Origin of the sequence: Rhizobium sp. BR 317 (genome assembly GCF_047445835.1) — a bacterium.
Lineage (GTDB): Bacteria > Pseudomonadota > Alphaproteobacteria > Rhizobiales > Rhizobiaceae > Rhizobium > Rhizobium paranaense.
The window spans coordinates 1-17804 of record NZ_JARWLB010000038.1 but is presented as its reverse complement, the minus strand read 5'-3'; the positions used below and the strand labels follow the sequence as shown (position 1 = coordinate 17804).

Sequence of the window (17804 nt, the reverse complement as noted above, 5' to 3'; positions counted from 1 at the left end):
CCATGAGGTTCAGGGCTATATCTTTTCGCGGCCGCTGCCGGCATCCGAGGTCTCCAAACTGATCGACGGCCAACTCTGATCCGGGCAGGTCAGGCAGGCGGCAGCCAAAACTGCACCACACGCCCGAGAATCGGCCTTTGCGGGCCGCCGATTCGAGCAGTTCGCTCTCGGTCATTGGGCTGCCGACGAGCGTTTCGAAATCTTGGTTGCCCTGATCCTGCGCAACACGCCGCCGCGACGGTCATTTGACGCAAGGCGGTCGTAATCTAAGCATGGGCGTGTGGATGATGAACGTCCCAGACCGCCCACGCCGATACAGCGAAGATAAGCACGCCAAGAACCACATTTGTCCACATTGCATTCATGTTCGTGGCGAAACCCAGCAACCAGGGCGATGCGATGGACCATAGACCCAGCCCCATATTTGCCCATTCCTCCCATTCGGCAAACACCGAAAGCGCTGCGGTCGCCAGCACGCCAAGCATGACGGCAACAATCCAAGCGTTCCAGCTTGGCATTGCCTCACTTGTGAAGCCAAAGACCCACGGAGAAACGAACAGACATACCGCTAGGACTAAAATTGCCCAATCCTGCGTCCGTTTTCCTTTCATCAGAGCGATTGCCATGACAATCTCCTCCTTCTACTACTACGAAGCCGCACCACGACTTCTTCTCCCGCGATTTTACACCTTATATACAAGTAATTTCAACGGGAATTAATTCGGGATAGCACGGGCAATACTTCCATCGTCACATTTGAAATTTCAGCTATTGGATTGAATAAAGTACTTGGCGCCTATAATGCATCTGACAGCGCTGGCGCTGATGTCGGCTGCTAGCTAACGTGTTAGCGGTGCGGTGCGTCGTTTCGCTGGGCCAGTCTTCAGCGCCGCCGGCAGCCTTGGACTTGCAGGTTTACCGCGTAAAGATCCTCGCCATTGAAAAGCGTGACCGGCTAAATTGCTCATCTCAATCTCCCGCCTCACGTCACGATTAGCTTGGAGAGGGTGTTGTAGCCGAGCCGCAAGCCAGCACGTTCCTGGCTACAATTGCTGACCACATCGGCTTCCGACCTGATCGAGTGGATCGTCTGCATGCTCGCGAAGACGTCATCCTCATGCTCGATATCGAGATTGCCCCGGTAACCCGAGGTGATGACGGCGCTGATGAACTTCGGCCAGTCGACTTCGCCCCAACCTGGCGCACGCGCGCGCCACCACCGGCGGTCGGGGCCTTTTTTCGGCGCGAACGAGCGCCCGAGAATTCCGCTCCGAGCGAGAACCTTTCGGTCGATCTCCATGTCCTTGGCGTGAACATGGAATACCTTGCTGGCATAATCCTTGATCGCCTGGCAGTAATCGATGCCCTGCCAGACGAGATGCGACGGGTCGAATCCGGGATCGAGCCATCCTGATGGTCGCCTTCGCCTCCGGCGGCCGCCGGCGCAGCGAAGTCGCCGGTCTGCGCAAGGAGCAGTTGACCGTCGAGTCGCCGGTGAAAGGCGAGGACGGCAGTCCCCTCCCCTCGCTCTCCATCCATCTCGGCCGCACCAAAAATTCCGGCGCCAGCCAGGACGAGGTCGTCTATCTGACCGGCCGGCCCGTTGACGCGTTGAATGCCTGGCTGGCGGCCGCGAAGATMGACAGCGGCAGTGTGTTTCGGGGGATCGATCGTTGGGGGAATGTGTCTCGCCGGGCGCTCGATCCGAAGGCGGTCAATGATATCGTCAAGCAGCGGGTGGGAATGGTCGGGCGGGAGGTTGGGGAGTTTTCCGCGCACGGGCTGCGGTCGGGATATCTGACGGAAGCGGCCAATCGCGGTATTCCGCTGCCCGAAGCAATGGAGCAGTCGCGACATCGGTCGGTGCAGCAGGCCTCGAGCTATTACAACAGTGCAACCAGACGCAGCGGGCGGGCAGCTCGACTTCTTTGAAGACCAGAGCGGCCCAAGGGTGTACCAGCTATGCTCCGCGTCAGACGGCGATGGGATCTCCTGGCGTTATCATCGGCGGCGCGATTGACCTTCAAATAGCCTCTTTATGCGTCCAAGGCATCGGCACGTTCACGCGAATTTCCGATAGTTCGAAACAATGGCATGTCGGCCTCGATGGCCGAACCACTGTCGGAGCCCGTGGACAGATATTCAATTCACGTTGTGGGACAAAAGATGAAACGAAGTCCAGCCGTTTGCGCACTCCCGTCTTTCGTTGGTCTATGCATGCTTTCAGCAAGTGCGCTGGCAGCGCCCACCAAGCCGCCGGAAGCCTCGCCGGCGGCGCTTGCKGATGCGACGCAATCGTCAGTTCCCTACGCCGGTCCGGCGCGCCGGATTGCCGAACTCTCGCCACAGGGTAATGCATCGCCACTAGCCACGCTTTTTGATCCCGTAGCCGCGAGTCAGGCAAAGATCTTCCGCGAAATGAGCAGCCTGCAAGTGCCTATGAACGTCGATATCGCGGAAATCGTCGAGGCCTACTACAATCAACCGAAGGCAAAGCTCGTCTGGGTGGATGGTAAGGGTGCGACGGTAAAGGCTGCGCAGGCAATCGACCTGATGAAACAGGCCGGCGACTGGGGGTTGACGCCAGAGGACTACGCCGTGTCGACAACGTTCGAGTCCCTGCCGCAAGGTTCACCGGAGCGCGTGAAGGCGCTGGCTCAATTCGAGGTAGCGTTGTCCAGTAAGATGCTGATGTTCTTACAGGACAATTTCCGTGGGCGCATCGATCCGAACCAGTTGTCCCACTATTACGATTTCAAACGCAAGCCGGTCGATCTGAAGACAACGATGTCTCAGCTATCCGTCTTGCCCGATCTCATGCCCGTCTTCGACCGACTGATGCCGGGCAACCCGAAATTTGGCCAGCTTGCTGCCGAGCTTCACTATTTGCGGACATCCGGACAGGGGCCGGACACCGCCGCCGATATCAATAAGGTAATTGTGGCCATGGAGGAGATTCGTTGGCTACCGCAGCAATTCCCGCAGCGGTACGTCTTCATCAACCAGCCCGCCTACATGGCATATTATAACGAAAACGACCAGACCACACTTTCGATGAAGGCCGTTATCGGTCAGCAGGGCCATCAGACAAATTTCTTCAATGCGTCGATCAAGACGGTCGAATTCAATCCTGATTGGGGTGTGCCGCAATCGATCATTCACAATGAGATGCTGCCACATTTGAAGCGCGATCCTGCCTATTTGGACAAGGAAGGCTATATCGTTTCCGTGAAGGGGAAGCAGATGCCGTCAGCGAAGGTCGATTGGTCTCAGCCGCTCGAGAATATATCGGTTGTCCAGCCGCCTGGGCCAGATAATGCGCTCGGGCAATTGAAGATCCTCTTCCCCAATGCCCACGACATCTACATGCACGACACGCCGGCTCGCGGCAAATTCGCGTCTCAGGACCGCATGTTCAGCCACGGCTGTGTGCGTCTGGAGAACCCCCGTGGCATGGCGGCGGCCGTCCTCAATCAGACGGTCGACTTCGTCAGCCAGCAGATAGCGGGTGGAGAGAAGAAGGACATGCTGCTTCCTGAACAGGTGCCTGTCTATGTTGCTTACTTCACCGCATGGCCGACTACAGACGGAACTGTCGAATATTACGACGACATCTATGGACGCGACGCGGAAACGTTGAATGCGATGGCGACCACTACGTCAAGCCGCACCCAGTAGTGCCACACACCACCAGTGCGGTCACTTGGCTGTTAAATGCGAGACCTTGCCAGAACGGCCGCCGCCACCGTCCACGGCCAGTGAGACGGAGAGCTCTCCCTCATCCGGATTGCTGAGGCAGGCAGCAATCTGCATCGAGACACGGCACACCAAAGTTTTCCTCAAGGCCCAGATCAACAAGAGCGATCGCAACGATGCGCGGGGCATCGCACAGATGATGCGTGTTAACCTGTTCCGCCCGGTCCATGTGAAGACGTTGACGAGCCAGAAGTACCGTGCGCTTTTAACGGCGCGCAAGCTTCTGCAGGAAAAGGCAATTGCCATCGAGAATGACGTTCGCGGTCTCTTGCGCAATTTTGGGCTCAAAGTTGGCGTGGTCGGAACGGTCAATTTCGAGGATAGGATCCGCGAGCTCACTGAAGGCATGCCCGATCTGGCGCAGATCGCGGCCGCGCTCCTGGCCGCCAGGCGGAAGCTGCGTGAGGAATTTTCCCGCCTGCATCGGCAAGTGTTGGAAATCGCCAAGAGCGATGCGATCTGCACACGTTTGATGACGCTTCCTGGTGTCGGCCCGGTTACGTCGCTCGCTTTTATCAGCACGATCGACGTTCCCGCCCGCTTCAAGAGTTCGAAAGCTGTTGGGCCATCCCTCGGATTGACGCCAGTTCTCAACCAATCCGGTGAAAGCCGCCGTGTCGGCCGGATCTCGTTGTGCGGCGCTGAAGCCATGCGAGTGCTGCTCTATGAGGCCGCACAGGTCATGCTGACACGGGTCCAGAAATGGTCCTGGCTCAAAGCGTGGGCCATGCAGATCGCCAAGCGACGCGGCCGGCAAAAGGCAATTGTCGCCTTGGCGCGACGGCTTGCCGTGATCATGACCGCATGTGGAGCGACGGAATAGAATTCCGCTGGACGAGGGAAAATATGCCTGCGTCCGTCTAAGTGGATTGCTGGAAAGAGACAATAATGTTCCGCCAACCGGTGGAAAGGCGTCCTTCGCGGGACGATGGATGAGATGAGCTCGCTTGGGCTCTTGTGTCGATCGCTTCACCGCGGTCAGAACGCGCAACAGATTGGGCCATCTCATTCTACTGATCCCATGGGAGGGCCGTGTGCCGATCCCGAAGAGAAGCGAGGGCCCGCGAGAGACGCCATACCATCGAGAAGCTGAAAGCTCAAAAGCGCTTGACCTCAGCACGCCGAATAGAAAAGAGCCGGGCGCACCCAATGGCGGGCGCGCCATGTCCACATAGCGATGGTTCCAAACCGGCCCCGAGCCGGCCGGGAATGGAGCGAGAGGCGTCTCTTTCACCCCTTGCCCTAGCCTGGTCATTCCGGCCCCTCACCATGACCGGAAATTCAAAACAGAAAATCCGCACGTTTCCTCACCCTCCGGAAGGCCAATATCCTGGCGCATGCGGTTGGACAGGTGAGAGGTTTGATTTACCGTTTTCTGATGCCTCCATCCGGCGAGGAACAACGCAAACGCGGTCTTCCGGACGCCGAATTTCAGGCAGAGTTCATCAACGGTCGCCGCGAGAGTGTCGGCAACTAAAGATTGTTCTTCGCGCATAGTTTCTTTCCCAGCGCAACGATGCAGCCGGGTCCTTTCGAAGGTCAAAAGACGCGCGGATACCGACGCGGAAATGCAAACGAGCGCTCCGGTAGCCGGTCACGTCAAGGTAACAAGGAAAATGCTAAACGGGCAGAAAATCCGAGGCTTAATAGCCCGGGTGCCAATGTTGGCTTGGGCTCGAGGCACATCGCATCGACACCACTGCAGCCATTCCGCCAGAGAAGCGACTAAACATGAGAATAGATTTCATTTCACGCCTCCTCTGATTTGATTGCGGATGCGGCCATAGTACATGAGATCGGCCGATCGGCAAGTATGCAATTTCACATTGTAGAATGTMGGGCGCGAATCGTTGCGAAAAAGCAACACTATTGCGACGTGCTCGCACCTTGGCTCGCTGTCATCCGCCACCGCGTGGAGTGGAACGTCACCCGATCGGGCAAGCGCCATACTTGACCGTGCATTATCCTTGCCGCTTTAGTGAAAGATATTTCGGCGGTCCGTGAAGAGGAGAGACGCGGACGAAATCGGCCGAGAAACTTGGGAGGGCCATCTCTTGTCGCTAAGGCACCAGATCATTGCGCTGGCGATCATACCGCTTGTGATCGCGATCCTGGCGATCACCAGTTTCATCACTTGGCAGTCGGCGAACCTCACGCAAGTCAATATCGCGACCTTCGAGCAGAACATGCTGAAGTCCAAGGAAACGGAGATCCTCAACCTGACCCATCTTGCCGTTTCCGCGATCCAGACGACCTATGGAGACGCGGCGGCGGACGATCAGGCAGCCAAGGCGAAGGTCGCGGCGATCCTCGCTTCGCTCGACTACGGCAAGGACGGATATTTCTTTGTCTACGACTATGACGGCAACAATATCGTCCATCCGCGCCAGAGCTTCCGGCCCGGCCGCAACTGGCTCGATCTGACCGATCCGAACGGAGACAAGGTGATCGCCGAGCTGATCGCGACGGCAAAGGCGGGCGGCGGGCTGCACCAGTACAAATGGCAAAAGCCATCCAGCGGCCAGGTGGCCGACAAGCTGTCCTTCGTCGTMGGCCTAGACAAATGGCGATGGGTCGTGGGAACGGGCGTTTATCTCGACGATGTCTACGCGCAGACGGCGGCGGCGAATGCGAGCATGCGCGCCAGCATCAAAAGTACCTTTGTGATCGTGGCGATGATTGCCGTTCCGGCTGTCATCGTCGTCTTCACCACCTGCATGCTGCTGACCTTTCATGAGCGACGCATGGCCGATGGCAGGCTCAAGGAGCTGACACAACGGGTTATCGACACACAGGAGGAAGAGCGCGCCCGGCTTGCCCGCGAACTGCATGACGGGGTTTCGCAAAACCTCTTGGGCGTCCGCTATGCCATGGATCTCGCCGGCCGGAAGGTCAGGATCGACGTCAACGATGCGGCGCTCACGATCGAGCGCGGCGTGGAGGCGTTGAATGGCGCGATCAAGGAGATCCGGCGGCTGTCCCATGATCTCCGTCCGCGTGTGCTCGACGATATGGGCCTGACGGCGGCTCTCGAAGCTTTGTGCCATAATTTCCAGGAGCGGAGCGGGATTGTCACCGAAATCGAAGCGTCCGGTTTCGTCGACCGACTCAAGCCCGAGGCCAGCACGGCTCTTTACCGCGTCGCTCAGGAGGCGTTCAACAATGTCGAGCGGCATTCAGGCGCGAGCCGCCTTGCGGTGCGGCTCTGGAGTGACAGCGGGCGGGCACGCATGACCGTCTCCGACAATGGCACGGGCTTCGGTGATACCAAAGCCTCCGATGCCGGCGGGCACGGTCTGGGCCTCCGCAACATGCAGGAGCGAATGGCGCATTTCCGCGGCCTGCTTCTAATCGACAGCACCGCCGCTGGCACGACACTGACGGCGATGATGCCGAAATCGGCCAATCTGCAGCCCCGCGATCAGGTCGAAGCTGCATGACGGCATGTCCTAAAATCAAGGTGCTATTGATCGACAACCACCCGCTGGTGATCGATGGGCTAAAGGCCGTGCTCGAAACCTATGATCATATAGACGTTGTGGGAACGGCAGGGCTCGCTCAGACCGGCCTGGACATCGGCCGCGATACCCGGCCTGCGGTCGTGCTGATGGACATCAACATGCCGAAGCTGAACGGGATCGATGCCATCGAACTCTTTCGAAACGAATTGCCCGAAACGCGAGTCGTCATGCTCTCCATGCATGACAGCCGGGAGTACATCTCTTCCTCCGTGATGCGCGGCGCCGCCGGTTACGTCCTAAAGGATGTCTCGACCGACGAAATCGTTTTGGCCATCGAAACGGTGGCCCGGGGCGGAACATACTTCTCGTCGGGTGTCGTCGACGTGCTGATGGAGCGAAAGAACGGAGATGACACTGATCCCCTGACGCCGCGCGAGCGCGACGTCCTCAGTCTCATCGTTTCCGGAAGCAGCAACAAGGAGATGGCCGAGGTTCTCGGCATAACGCCCGCAACGGCCGAAACGCACCGCAAGAACGTCAAGAAGAAGCTTAACATTGCGACGACCGCGGGCCTCATCCGCTATGCGCTCGATCATGGCATCAGCCTCAAAACGCGATGAATCGCGGCCTACCCACTTCTGGGTAGGCTCCGCCATTTCCCTCGTCCGGCATCTTGTCTCACGAAAACCGTCACCGTAGGACTTCACTGCGGCTTGCTGGAGGGCGAGCCGCTGGGAGGATTTCAAATGCACGACGTCTGCTTCCGTTCAGCCGGGGAAACTGGTTGCAACGGCACAAGTGAGTTCGTCTCTGCTAGCGACTGACACGCAACCTTCCACGCTGATAACCGCAACTTGCCGCCATATGTGGCGCCGGAAGGTATCCGACATGGAAAAACCACGAAGCAAGGCAGCGCTCTGGCTGCTCATCATTCCCTATATCGGGCTGCTCTGGCCATCCCTTTACAATAGCCACGAGCCGGCCCTGTTCGGTTTTCCCTTCTTCTACTGGTACCAGCTCGCCTGGGTCCCGATCACCGCGACGCTGACCTATATCGCCTATCGGAGCACGCGCCATGACGACTGACATCGACAGCACGGCGCTTGCCGTTTTCCTCTTCTTTTTCGCACTCGTGACGATTTTGGGCTTCGTCGCGTCCCGCTGGCGGAAACCGGCCACACTTGCCMATATCGACGAATGGGGCCTGGGTGGCCGCAGCTTCGGCACTTGGATCACCTGGTTCCTGGTCGGCGGCGACTTCTATACGGCCTATACGGTGATCGCCGTTCCAGCGCTTGTTTATACGGTCGGAGCCTATGGCTTCTTCGCTCTGCCCTATACGATCGTCGTCTATCCCTTCGTCTTCATGGTCATGCCGGTTCTCTGGAAGCGGGCAAGGGATTTCGGCTACGTGACTGCCGGCGACGTCGTACATGGCCAGTATGGTTCACGCGCGCTCGAACTCGCCGTAGCGGCAACCGGTGTCATCGCGACCATGCCCTATATCGCGCTGCAGCTCGTCGGCATGACCGCGGTCCTGAAGGCACTTGGCCTCCATGGCGAACTGCCGTTGGCGATCGCCTTTGTGGTGCTGGCGCTTTACACCTATTCGGCCGGCTTGCGTGCCCCTGCATTGATTGCCTTCGTCAAGGACATCATGATCTATGTCGTGGTGATCGCTGCCGTGGCGCTCATTCCCTCAAAACTCGGCGGCTACGCCAATGTCTTCGCCGCAGCCGATGCCGCATTCCAGGCAAAGGGATCGGGAAGCCTTCTCCTGGGCCCCAATCAATATGTCGCCTACGCCACGCTCGCCTTGGGCTCGGCGCTCGCCGCATTCATGTATCCGCACACGTTGACKGGTATATTTGCCTCCAACAGCGGCAAGACCATTCGCAAGAATGCCGTCTTGCTGCCCGCCTATACGCTGCTGCTCGGTCTGCTGGCATTGCTCGGCTATATGGGCCATGCCGCCGGCTTGAAACTTGATAGCCCCAATGATGTCGTGCCGACCTTGTTCAAGACGCTGTTTTCGGGCTGGTTTGCCGGCTTCGCCTTTGCGGCAATCGCGATCGGAGCCCTGGTTCCGGCTGCGGTGATGAGCATCGGTGCCGCCAATCTCTTCACCCGCAATTTCTGGAAGGCCTATGTCGACCCAAAGGTAAGCAGCGCGGGCGAAGCCAAGGTGGCCAAGATCACCTCGCTCGTGGTCAAGGTGGGTGCCCTGCTCGTCATCATCTTCCTGCCGACGCAGTTTGCGCTCGACCTGCAATTGCTGGGCGGCATCTGGATCCTGCAGACGCTGCCTGCCCTGGTCTTCGGCCTCTATACCAATTGGTTCCGGGCGCCGGGCCTGCTCGCCGGCTGGTTCGTCGGCTTCATCGGCGGCACCTTCCTCGTCTGGGATGCCGGCTGGAAGCCTTTGCACCTGATCAGCCTCGGCGGAGAACCCTTCACGGTCTACACCGGACTGCTTGCGCTCGCGGCAAACATCCTCGTCGCGGTCGCGGTCAATGCCGTCGTGCCGGCAAGAACCACGGCGCAGGCTTAAAACAAACACATCGGAGGACCACAGCAATGCGGTCCTCCGAGCATATTGCCAAGCATCTTACCCAATTCTGGCTCAGGATAGCGGCGCTTCGCTCCCTCCAGCCATCTCAGATAGCGATGAGCGATATTTGTCATACTAATATCCAGAATCCGCAGGCATGTACAATTTGCGCACAGAATAGCAGACCGACAGCGTGCTTTCCGCCGCAGCAGATGAGAATGCATGGAAGATTAACCTTCTTCGGTACGTCATCGTCGTCACTATTTTTATGAGATAAGTGACGGTGTTTTTTGAGCTCGGGTTTTTCATATTCACTTAATTGGCTCGTCGAGACCCTTCGTGGTCTGCGAAGAGACAGAGGCGGCAACGTCGCAATCGTTGTTGCCCTCACCATGGTGCCTATGATCCTCGCCGTTGGCGCGAGCTTCGACTACATCCGGGCCTACAATGTCAGGCAGAGTATGCAGGCCGATCTTGATGCGGCCCTAATCGCCGCCGTCAAACAGATCGACACCGATGACTCTGACGCCCTCAAGGAAAAAGTTTCCGACTGGTTCCACGCGCAGGTCGAAAGCAGCTATTCGCTTGGCGATATCGAGATCGATACGACCAACCATCGCATAACGGCGACGGCGAGCGGCACTGTTCCGACGACTTTGATGCAGCTTGCGAATATCACGACGGTTCCCGTCAGTGTGGAAAGTGCCGTCGAAGGACCGGCCACGTCCTATCTCAACGTTTACATCGTGATCGACAAATCGCCATCGATGCTTCTGGCGGCAACGACGGCGGGTCAGCAGACCATGTATTCCGGCATCGGCTGCCAGTTTGCCTGCCACACGGGCGATGCGCACACAGTCAGCGGTAAATCTTACGCCAACAACTACGAATATAGCACCGCAAAGAGTATAAAACTGCGCGCCGACGTTGCCGTAGATGCCGTCGGTGAAGTGCTCGATATGATCGATAAGTCCGATAGCAGTCATGCACGCATCAAAGTCGGGCTATACAGCTTGGGTGATACGGCCACGGAAGTTCTCGCTCCGACGCTGGATACCACGACCGCGCGCAAACGCCTCACCACCGACAGCTACGGTCTCACAAGCGCAACGTCGACGACCTATACCTATTTTGACGTCTCCTTGACCGCGCTGAAGAAGATGGTCGGAACTGGTGGCGATGGCACCTCTTCGTCCAAACCGCTCAAACTGGTTCTCCTGCTGACGGACGGCGTCCAGTCGCAACGCGAATGGGTAACCGACGGGGTGACATGGTCGAAAGGGAAGGCCGTGTCTGGACCATATTGGAACAAGGTAGCACCGCTTAATCCGGATTGGTGTGCCTACGTCAAAAACCAGTCCGCCACCATGGCGGTTCTTTATACCGAATATCTGCCGATCACCACGGACTGGGGTTATAACGCAACTGTCGGCTCGACCATGGCGAGCGCCAGTTGGAAGAGCACCTGGGGCGGCACGATGGATAGCGGGGTCTCGACCAGCATCACGAGACGCGACTACATCCCCTATGCGCTTGCCGACTGCGCATCTTCCAAGAGCTTGTTTATTTCCGCGTCATCGTCGACAGACATCACGACAGGTCTGTCAGCACTTTTCACTCAATATCTCACATCCGTTCGGCTGACCCAATGAGGCAGGCGAAACCGTTTGCACTTCTGCGCCGCCTCCTCGCCGATCGCCGCGGCGTAGCTGCGATCGAATTCGCGATCCTGGCCCTGCCACTGTTTATGTTCATATTCGCGATCATCGAAGTGTCGCTGATGTTTTTCATCGACTCTGCATTGGACGCTTCGGTGCAGAAGATCTCGCGAATGATCCGGACCGGCGAGGCCGCGTCCTCAAATCTCACATTGGCCGATTTCAAAGCCCAAATTTGCACCGATATGCTTTTGGCGTTCGAATGCTCCGGAAATCTGTTGGTAAAGGTCGATGTGCTTTCCGACATATCAACCGTCGCCAGCACCAACCCCATCGACAGCAGCGGCAAGCTCGCCGTCACCGAGACCTATAATATCGGCAAGGGCAGCGACTACATCCTTGTCCAGGCATTTCTGCCCTGGACTGCCGTCGTCAATTTTTTCACCTTGTCGAGCGCCGAGCTTTCCGATGGCCGCTATCTGCTCGGATCTGCCGTTCTGTTCCGAAACGAGCCTTTCTAACATGATCCCGAAACGGAACCTGTCCTCTTGCCGGTTGGCCAAATTCTGCATCCGTTATCTGGCATGCGATCGGTCGGGCGCCTCGGGGGTGGAATTCGCCCTCCTATTGCCGCTCCTGGTGGTTCTGCTGTTTGGCTCCATTGATCTCGGCCATGCGCTTACAGTCAGCCGAAAGATAGACGAGATTGCCTCCACTACCGGCGACATGATCTCACAGCAGGGCACTTGGACAAAGGCCGACGTCGCGAAGCTTCTTACCGGCGCCAGCTTCATCCTGCAGCCTTATACCACCACAGGGCTTACGATCACTGTCTCGGTGAACGATATCAGCAGCAGCGGCGCCGCGACGGTCAACTGGTCTGCCGCGCTGAATACAACAGCCCTTACCTCCGGCACGACAAGCACGATCACAATACCTTCGCAGATACAGGAAACCGGCGTGCAGGTCGTGCTAACGCGGGTGCAATATACATTGACGACCCCCGTCTCGGCGTTCTTTGCGTCCGTTACCGGCTCGAATGGCTACACCTTCGATCGCCATTTCTTCAATCGTCCAAGAGTCGGCGATACGATCACCTACAAGTAGGCGGATAGGTAATGCGACGACAAAAGTCCTTGGCAGGAATCGTTTGGTGCTGCTCATCGAGATGGCGGATCGTTTTGGATGAACAGCGACGGCTCCCGGCATTTCGAGTGCCGCCGCCAAACATAAGGGACCTATCCGATCGTCATCAAGCTGGCATTGCCACCGGCGGCCGCCGTGTTGATCGAGGTTGAAACCTCCTCGACAAGCCAGTTGAGGCAATAGGCCTCGATATCGCTCTCAAGCTCCGCCGTCGTCGCCGACTGGACAAGGACAAGCGGTCCATCAAGCGCGGCGATCCGCTGGTTGATCTCGAGGACCCGTTTTGCGTCTCCTTCCACCAGAGCGGCGGCAAAGGGGCCATCGGCATTCCAGTCCGTCGTCCATGCCAGGCGTGCGGCAACGCTGGCCGGAAGGCCCGTAAGCGTTGAACGAAGTCCGGAACTTTCGTCGACGACCAGATGGTTGCCGGTCGCGAGTGCTGCAGCGATTTGGCGATAGAGGCCTCGCTCCGTTGTGGCAACGAGAAGCACCCGGCCGCGGGGATGGAGCGTATAAACATTCCGTTCGCCGACAGGGCCGGCAAGCTCCTTTTCGAGACCCACGGCAGAAAGGCTCCCGAGTTCGCGCGCCGCCTCGGCGTCATCGCTTTTGCCCTTTCCGGAAAGCCAGAGGGCGAAATCCGAAAGCGCGGGGTCGATATGGAAGGAGCTATGCTGCGGAGGAACCGGCGCTTTTTGCACCAGACGACCGATGTAGAGCGGGCCGCCCGCTTTCGGTCCCGTTCCCGAAAGCCCGCGTCCGCCGAATGGCTGAACGCCGACAACGGCGCCAATGATGTTCCGGTTGACGTAGAGATTGCCGGCCTTGATCCGCCCCGTGACGCGAGCAATCGTCTCGTCCAGGCGCGTATGCAGCCCAAACGTCAGGCCGTAGCCCGAGCCGTTGATGTCGTCGATCAACCGGTCCAGATCCTGGCGGCGGTAACGGATCACATGCAGCACGGGGCCGAAGATTTCCTTCGTCAGGTCCGAAAGCGTCTTCAACTCTATGATGGTCGGCGGCACGAAGGTGCCGAGCGTTGCAGTCTCTGGCAGCGGCAACTGGTCGATTTTACGGCCGAGGCCGCGCATCTTCTCGATATGGGTGTCGATTTCCGACTTGGCCTCATGATTGATGACCGGCCCGACGTCGACGCTGAGCCTATCCGTCCGACCGATGCTCAGCTCCTGGAGCGCGCCCTTCAGCATGTTCAGGGTTCGATCGGCAATCTCCTCCTGCAAACACAAGACGCGCAGCGCAGAGCAGCGCTGACCGGCGCTGTCGAAGGCCGATGCGATGACATCACCGACCACTTGCTCGGCCAGAGCCGACGAGTCGACGATCATGCCATTCTGACCGCCCGTTTCGGCGATAAGCGGGATCGGCTTTCCGAACTTGGACAGCCGCCGCGCAAGCTGTGCCTGGATAAGTCGCGCGACACCGGTGGAACCGGTAAACATGACGCCGGCGGTCTCCGGCGCGTCGATCAGCGCAGCACCAAGGCGACCGCTACCCGGAACGAACTGAAGCGCGCCCCTCGGCACCCCGGCTTCGTGCAGGATCTTGATGCTCTCGAACGCGATGATTGGCGTGACGCCGGCCGGCTTCGCCATCACCGAGTTGCCGGCGACGAGCGCCGCGGCGACCTGCCCCGTGAAAATCGCGAGCGGGAAATTCCACGGGCTGATGCAGACGATTGGGCCAAGCGGCGCGTGCGAGGGGCCGAGCGTTCGGCGCGCCTGTCCCGCGTAGTAGCGGAGGAAGTCGACCGCTTCGCGCACTTCGCCGATCGCGTTTGCCGCCGATTTGCCTGCCTCACGCATGATGACGCCCATCAGCGTCTCKATCCGCGACTGCATGATGTCGGCGGCACGCTCGAGGCATGCGGCGCGGTCCGCCGGCGAGACGGCAGCCCATTGTTGCGCACCCTCGGCCGCAAGCCGGGCGATCTTCGCGGCGGCATCGATCCCGATTTCGGTGACCTGGCCAACGACGTCGCCATGGTCGGCAGGATTGAGGATCGGTCTCGTCTCTCCCTCGACGGATCCATCGGCAAGCAGAGGCAAGGCATGCCATGACTGCCGCGTCGTGGCGACAAGATTAGCCGCGAGCGCCTCAAGTTCGGCTTCATTCGAAAGATCGATTCCGGACGAGTTCTGCCTTTCGCCTCCATAGAGATTGCGAGGCAGGGCGATCAGGTCATGCGGCTTGCCAACCGGCGCGTTTGCTTCGACGAGATCCACCGGATCGGCCACGAGTTCGTCGAGCGAGACGTTCGCATCCGAGATCCTGTTAACGAAGGAGGAATTGGCGCCGTTTTCGAGCAGGCGGCGAACCAGATAGGCAAGCAGCGTCTCATGCGTGCCGACCGGGGCATAGATGCGGCAGGGGCGATCCAGCTTCTGCTTGCCGACAACTTCGTCATAAAGAGGTTCGCCCATGCCATGCAGGCATTGGAACTCGTACTTGCCGATCTGAAAGTCCGGGCCGGCCAGATGATAGATGGTGGCCAGCGTCTGGGCGTTGTGCGTGGCGAACTGCGGAAAGACGGCGTCCGTCGCCGCGAGCAGCTTGCGGGCACACGCGGCGTAGGCAACGTCTGTGTGGATTTTTCGCGTGTAGACAGGGAAGTCTGGAAGACCATCAAGCTGCGCGCGCTTGATTTCGGCGTCCCAATAGGCGCCTTTCACCAGCCGCACCATCATGCGCCGGCCGGAGCGGCGTGCCAGATCGATGACGTAATCGAGCACGAAAGGGCAGCGCTTGCCGTAGGCCTGGACGACAAAGCCCAGGCCGTTCCAGCCCTTAAGCTCTTGGTCGAAGCTAAGCTCTTCCAGCAGGTCGAGCGACAGTTCGAGACGATCCGCCTCCTCCGCATCGATGTTCAGGCCGATATCGTACTTGCGCGCGAGCAGCGCCAGCTCGCGAACCCGGGGAAGCAGCTCATCCATGACGCGGTCCGACTGCGTGCGGGCGTAGCGCGGATGAAGGGCCGAAAGCTTGATCGAAATGCCGGGACCTTCGTAGACGCCGCGGCCGCCGGAGGCCTTGCCGATCGCGTGAATGGCGTTCTCGTAGTCGCGATAATAACGGCGGGCATCGGCAGCCGTGGTCGCTGCCTCGCCGAGCATGTCGTAGGAGTAGCGGAAGCCCCGTACCTCAAGGGGATGGGCGCGCTTCAATGCCTCCTCGATCGTCTCGCCGGTGACGAATTGCTCGCCCATCATGCGCATCGCCATATCGACGCCACGGCGGATGACTGGCTCGCCGCAGCGGGCGATAAGCCGGGTCAAGGCTGCTGAAAGGCTTCGGTCATTGACGGTCCCCGTCAGTTTTCCGGTGACGACCAGGCCCCACGTCGCCGCGTTGACGAAAAGCGACCGGCCGCCGCCGATATGGGACTTCCAGTCACCTTCCGCGATCTTGTCCCGGATCAGGGCATCGCGTGTCGCCGTGTCCGGAATGCGCAGGAGCGCCTCGGCAAGACACATGAGAGCGACGCCTTCCTGGCTGGAGAGCGAATACTCGTGAACGAGACCCTCGACGCCCGTGCCCTTATGCTTCGCACGGAGCGCCTCGATCAGCTTGCGGGCCGTCGCGCGCACCGATGTTTTTACATCGGCAGGAATCCTCGCCGCTTCCACAAGCGGAGGCAAGCACTCGGTCTCCGGGCGGCGATAGGCGGCCGTGATGGCCCGACGCAGGTCAGACTGCTCTTTGATCGGAGGCGCGAATTGCGCAAATGGCTTAGGGGAATTGGGGTCGGAATTGGCGACGTCGGCGACGACTTTGAGCATTTGCAAACCTATTGGCGATGGTKATCTGGATCGAAGGTTTTCAGCGCTTATGATTCAGGCAGGCTTTCCGGCAGAAGAAGATGCTTCAGGGAATCCTTCCTCGGCTCATCCCGCGTCTTCGTCGGCATCACGCTGACCGCGGCCTTTACGGCGGAGAGAGAGATAGGCCGATAGTTTGCCGACAGGTCGATGTCCTGACGCTGGCGAATTGTCTCATGTGTCATCGGAAACCTCAAATCATAGTGTTGTTCGAAGCCAACTCAGATGCCGAATGCCGTGCAGGCCTTGCCCATGGCGGCTCCTCAATCCTGCTGAGAGATCTAACATGATCGAGCGGCGGCATTCTCACTTGAAAATGAGGATTTTCAGGCTATATGAACTTATTATTGGCGCATGGATCTGACGATATGCCTATTGAAGCCGACGTTTTTAGTGATTTAGACCAATTCGACAGAAAGATCCTCGAAGCGCTGGCCCAGGATGGCAGGCTGTCGATCACCGAGCTGGCCGCCCGCGTCGGCCTATCCAAGACGCCGTGTCAGCTTCGCTTCAAGAGGCTCATCAACGACGGATATATCGAGGGGTTCAAAGCGGTCCTCAATCCGGCGAAGATGCAGCTCGACCACATCGCGTTCGTGGAGGTGAAGCTTTCGAATACGCGGGAAGATGCCCTGAAGAGTTTCAATGACGCCGTGAAGAAAATCAGGGAAGTCGAGGAATGCCACATGATCGCCGGCAGGTTCGATTACCTGCTCAAGATCAGGACGCGCGATATCGGACGATATCGTCGGGTCTTGGGAGAGCGGATTTCAACGCTGCCTCACGTTGCCAGCACATCCACGAACGTCGCGATGGAAACGGTCAAGGAAGGCTGGGACAAATTTGCTTCGAGCCTAACCTAAGCGTTCCAGCTTTCCGGTTACCTCGACACGGCCGACCGGATACCAAGCCGGGCATTGCAGCTCTTATACCGAAGTCATCTGTACTGCATTGAACGTCCCGTTTGTGGCGGGACGTTCAAGACAAAGTCATGTCGGAGACGCAGGTCTTAGTAAAGCACCACGCTACGAATGCTTTCCCCGGAATGCATGAGCTCAAAACCCTTGTTGATGTCTTCGAGCGGCATGGTGTGGGTGATCATCGGGTCGATCTGGATCTTGCCTTCCATGTACCAGTCGACGATCTTCGGAACATCGGTGCGGCCACGCGCGCCACCGAAGGCGGTGCCCATCCAGGTGCGGCCAGTGACGAGCTGGAACGGACGCGTCGAAATCTCCTGGCCGGCGCCGGCAACGCCGATGACAACGGACTTGCCCCAGCCGCGATGCGAGGCTTCCAGCGCCTGGCGCATCACCTTGGTATTGCCGGTGCAGTCGAAGGTATAATCCGCCCCGCCGATCTGATCGGCACCACGCTTCGTCATGTTGACGAGGTA

At 58.8% G+C, this 17804-nt stretch carries 15 protein-coding genes and 2 pseudogenes; 11 read left to right on the top strand and 6 right to left on the bottom strand.

Features of this window, described 5'->3' with window-relative positions; all coding sequences use genetic code 11:
* Positions 1–266 precede the first annotated feature (266 nt).
* Both QD357_RS30665 and QD357_RS30660 read right to left on the bottom strand, forming a co-directional pair.
* A complete protein-coding gene (locus QD357_RS30665; RefSeq protein ID WP_183938551.1) occupies positions 267–626 on the bottom strand; it encodes an SPW repeat protein in 360 nt (119 codons plus the stop codon).
* Positions 627–982: 356 nt separating this feature from the next.
* Positions 983–1363: a hypothetical protein gene (locus QD357_RS30660; RefSeq protein WP_414125779.1), complete on the bottom strand. Its 381-nt coding sequence runs from the start codon at positions 1361–1363 to the stop codon at positions 983–985.
* A gap of 29 nt (positions 1364–1392) precedes the next feature.
* Here QD357_RS30660 and QD357_RS30655 point away from each other — a divergent pair.
* The 3 genes and pseudogenes from QD357_RS30655 to QD357_RS30645 form a co-directional block, all read left to right on the top strand.
* Positions 1393–1932: pseudogene (locus QD357_RS30655) on the top strand (tyrosine-type recombinase/integrase); the annotation flags it as partial.
* A 285-nt stretch (positions 1933–2217) separates the two neighbouring features.
* Positions 2218–3678, top strand: a complete 1461-nt coding sequence (locus QD357_RS30650) for a L,D-transpeptidase family protein (protein WP_183938549.1) — start codon at positions 2218–2220, stop codon at positions 3676–3678.
* Between the two features lie 127 nt (positions 3679–3805).
* A pseudogene (locus tag QD357_RS30645) lies at positions 3806–4620 on the top strand (IS110 family transposase); the annotation flags it as partial.
* Between the two features lie 400 nt (positions 4621–5020).
* Here the strand turns inward: QD357_RS30645 and QD357_RS30640 are convergent.
* On the bottom strand, positions 5021–5251 hold the full coding sequence (locus tag QD357_RS30640; protein ID WP_183938548.1) for a DUF1127 domain-containing protein: 231 nt from the start codon (positions 5249–5251) through the stop codon (positions 5021–5023).
* Between the two features lie 559 nt (positions 5252–5810).
* Here QD357_RS30640 and QD357_RS30635 point away from each other — a divergent pair.
* From QD357_RS30635 to QD357_RS30605, 7 genes are all read left to right on the top strand, one after another.
* A complete protein-coding gene (locus tag QD357_RS30635) occupies positions 5811–7196 on the top strand; it encodes a cache domain-containing protein (protein WP_414125778.1) in 1386 nt (461 codons plus the stop codon).
* Positions 7193–7837, top strand: coding sequence for a response regulator (locus QD357_RS30630; protein WP_183938546.1), 645 nt, complete (start codon positions 7193–7195; stop codon positions 7835–7837). Before QD357_RS30635 ends, QD357_RS30630 begins: the two co-directional genes overlap by 4 nt.
* A 268-nt stretch (positions 7838–8105) precedes the next feature.
* The gene (locus QD357_RS30625; protein ID WP_183938545.1) at positions 8106–8303 is read left to right on the top strand and encodes a DUF3311 domain-containing protein; all 198 of its coding nucleotides are present in this window, start codon (positions 8106–8108) and stop codon (positions 8301–8303) included.
* Positions 8293–9768, top strand: a complete 1476-nt coding sequence (gene mctP / locus QD357_RS30620) for a monocarboxylate uptake permease MctP (RefSeq protein ID WP_414125777.1) — start codon at positions 8293–8295, stop codon at positions 9766–9768. Before QD357_RS30625 ends, mctP begins: the two co-directional genes overlap by 11 nt.
* 290 nt (positions 9769–10058) lie before the next feature.
* Positions 10059–11420, top strand: a complete 1362-nt coding sequence (locus QD357_RS30615) for a TadE/TadG family type IV pilus assembly protein (RefSeq protein ID WP_414125776.1) — start codon at positions 10059–10061, stop codon at positions 11418–11420.
* On the top strand, positions 11417–11947 hold the full coding sequence (locus tag QD357_RS30610; RefSeq protein WP_414125775.1) for a TadE/TadG family type IV pilus assembly protein: 531 nt from the start codon (positions 11417–11419) through the stop codon (positions 11945–11947). The genes QD357_RS30615 and QD357_RS30610 overlap by 4 nt, the downstream gene beginning before the upstream one ends.
* A gap of 1 nt (position 11948) precedes the next feature.
* The gene (locus tag QD357_RS30605) at positions 11949–12533 is read left to right on the top strand and encodes a TadE/TadG family type IV pilus assembly protein (protein WP_183938541.1); all 585 of its coding nucleotides are present in this window, start codon (positions 11949–11951) and stop codon (positions 12531–12533) included.
* Between the two features lie 131 nt (positions 12534–12664).
* Here the strand turns inward: QD357_RS30605 and putA are convergent, their stop codons facing one another.
* Both putA and QD357_RS30595 read right to left on the bottom strand, forming a co-directional pair.
* The gene (gene putA / locus QD357_RS30600; RefSeq protein WP_414125774.1) at positions 12665–16369 is read right to left on the bottom strand and encodes a trifunctional transcriptional regulator/proline dehydrogenase/L-glutamate gamma-semialdehyde dehydrogenase; all 3705 of its coding nucleotides are present in this window, start codon (positions 16367–16369) and stop codon (positions 12665–12667) included.
* Positions 16370–16416: 47 nt separating this feature from the next.
* Entirely contained in the window at positions 16417–16593 is a 177-nt protein-coding gene (locus tag QD357_RS30595; protein WP_414125773.1) for a hypothetical protein, read from the bottom strand.
* Positions 16594–16776: 183 nt separating this feature from the next.
* On the opposite strand from QD357_RS30595, the gene QD357_RS30590 reads away from it, so the two are divergent.
* The gene (locus QD357_RS30590; protein WP_107108101.1) at positions 16777–17271 is read left to right on the top strand and encodes an Lrp/AsnC family transcriptional regulator; all 495 of its coding nucleotides are present in this window, start codon (positions 16777–16779) and stop codon (positions 17269–17271) included.
* 146 nt (positions 17272–17417) lie between these two features.
* Here QD357_RS30590 and QD357_RS30585 read toward each other — a convergent pair.
* The coding region (locus tag QD357_RS30585; protein WP_414125772.1) for a zinc-binding dehydrogenase at positions 17418–17804 on the bottom strand (387 nt) is incomplete at its 5' end.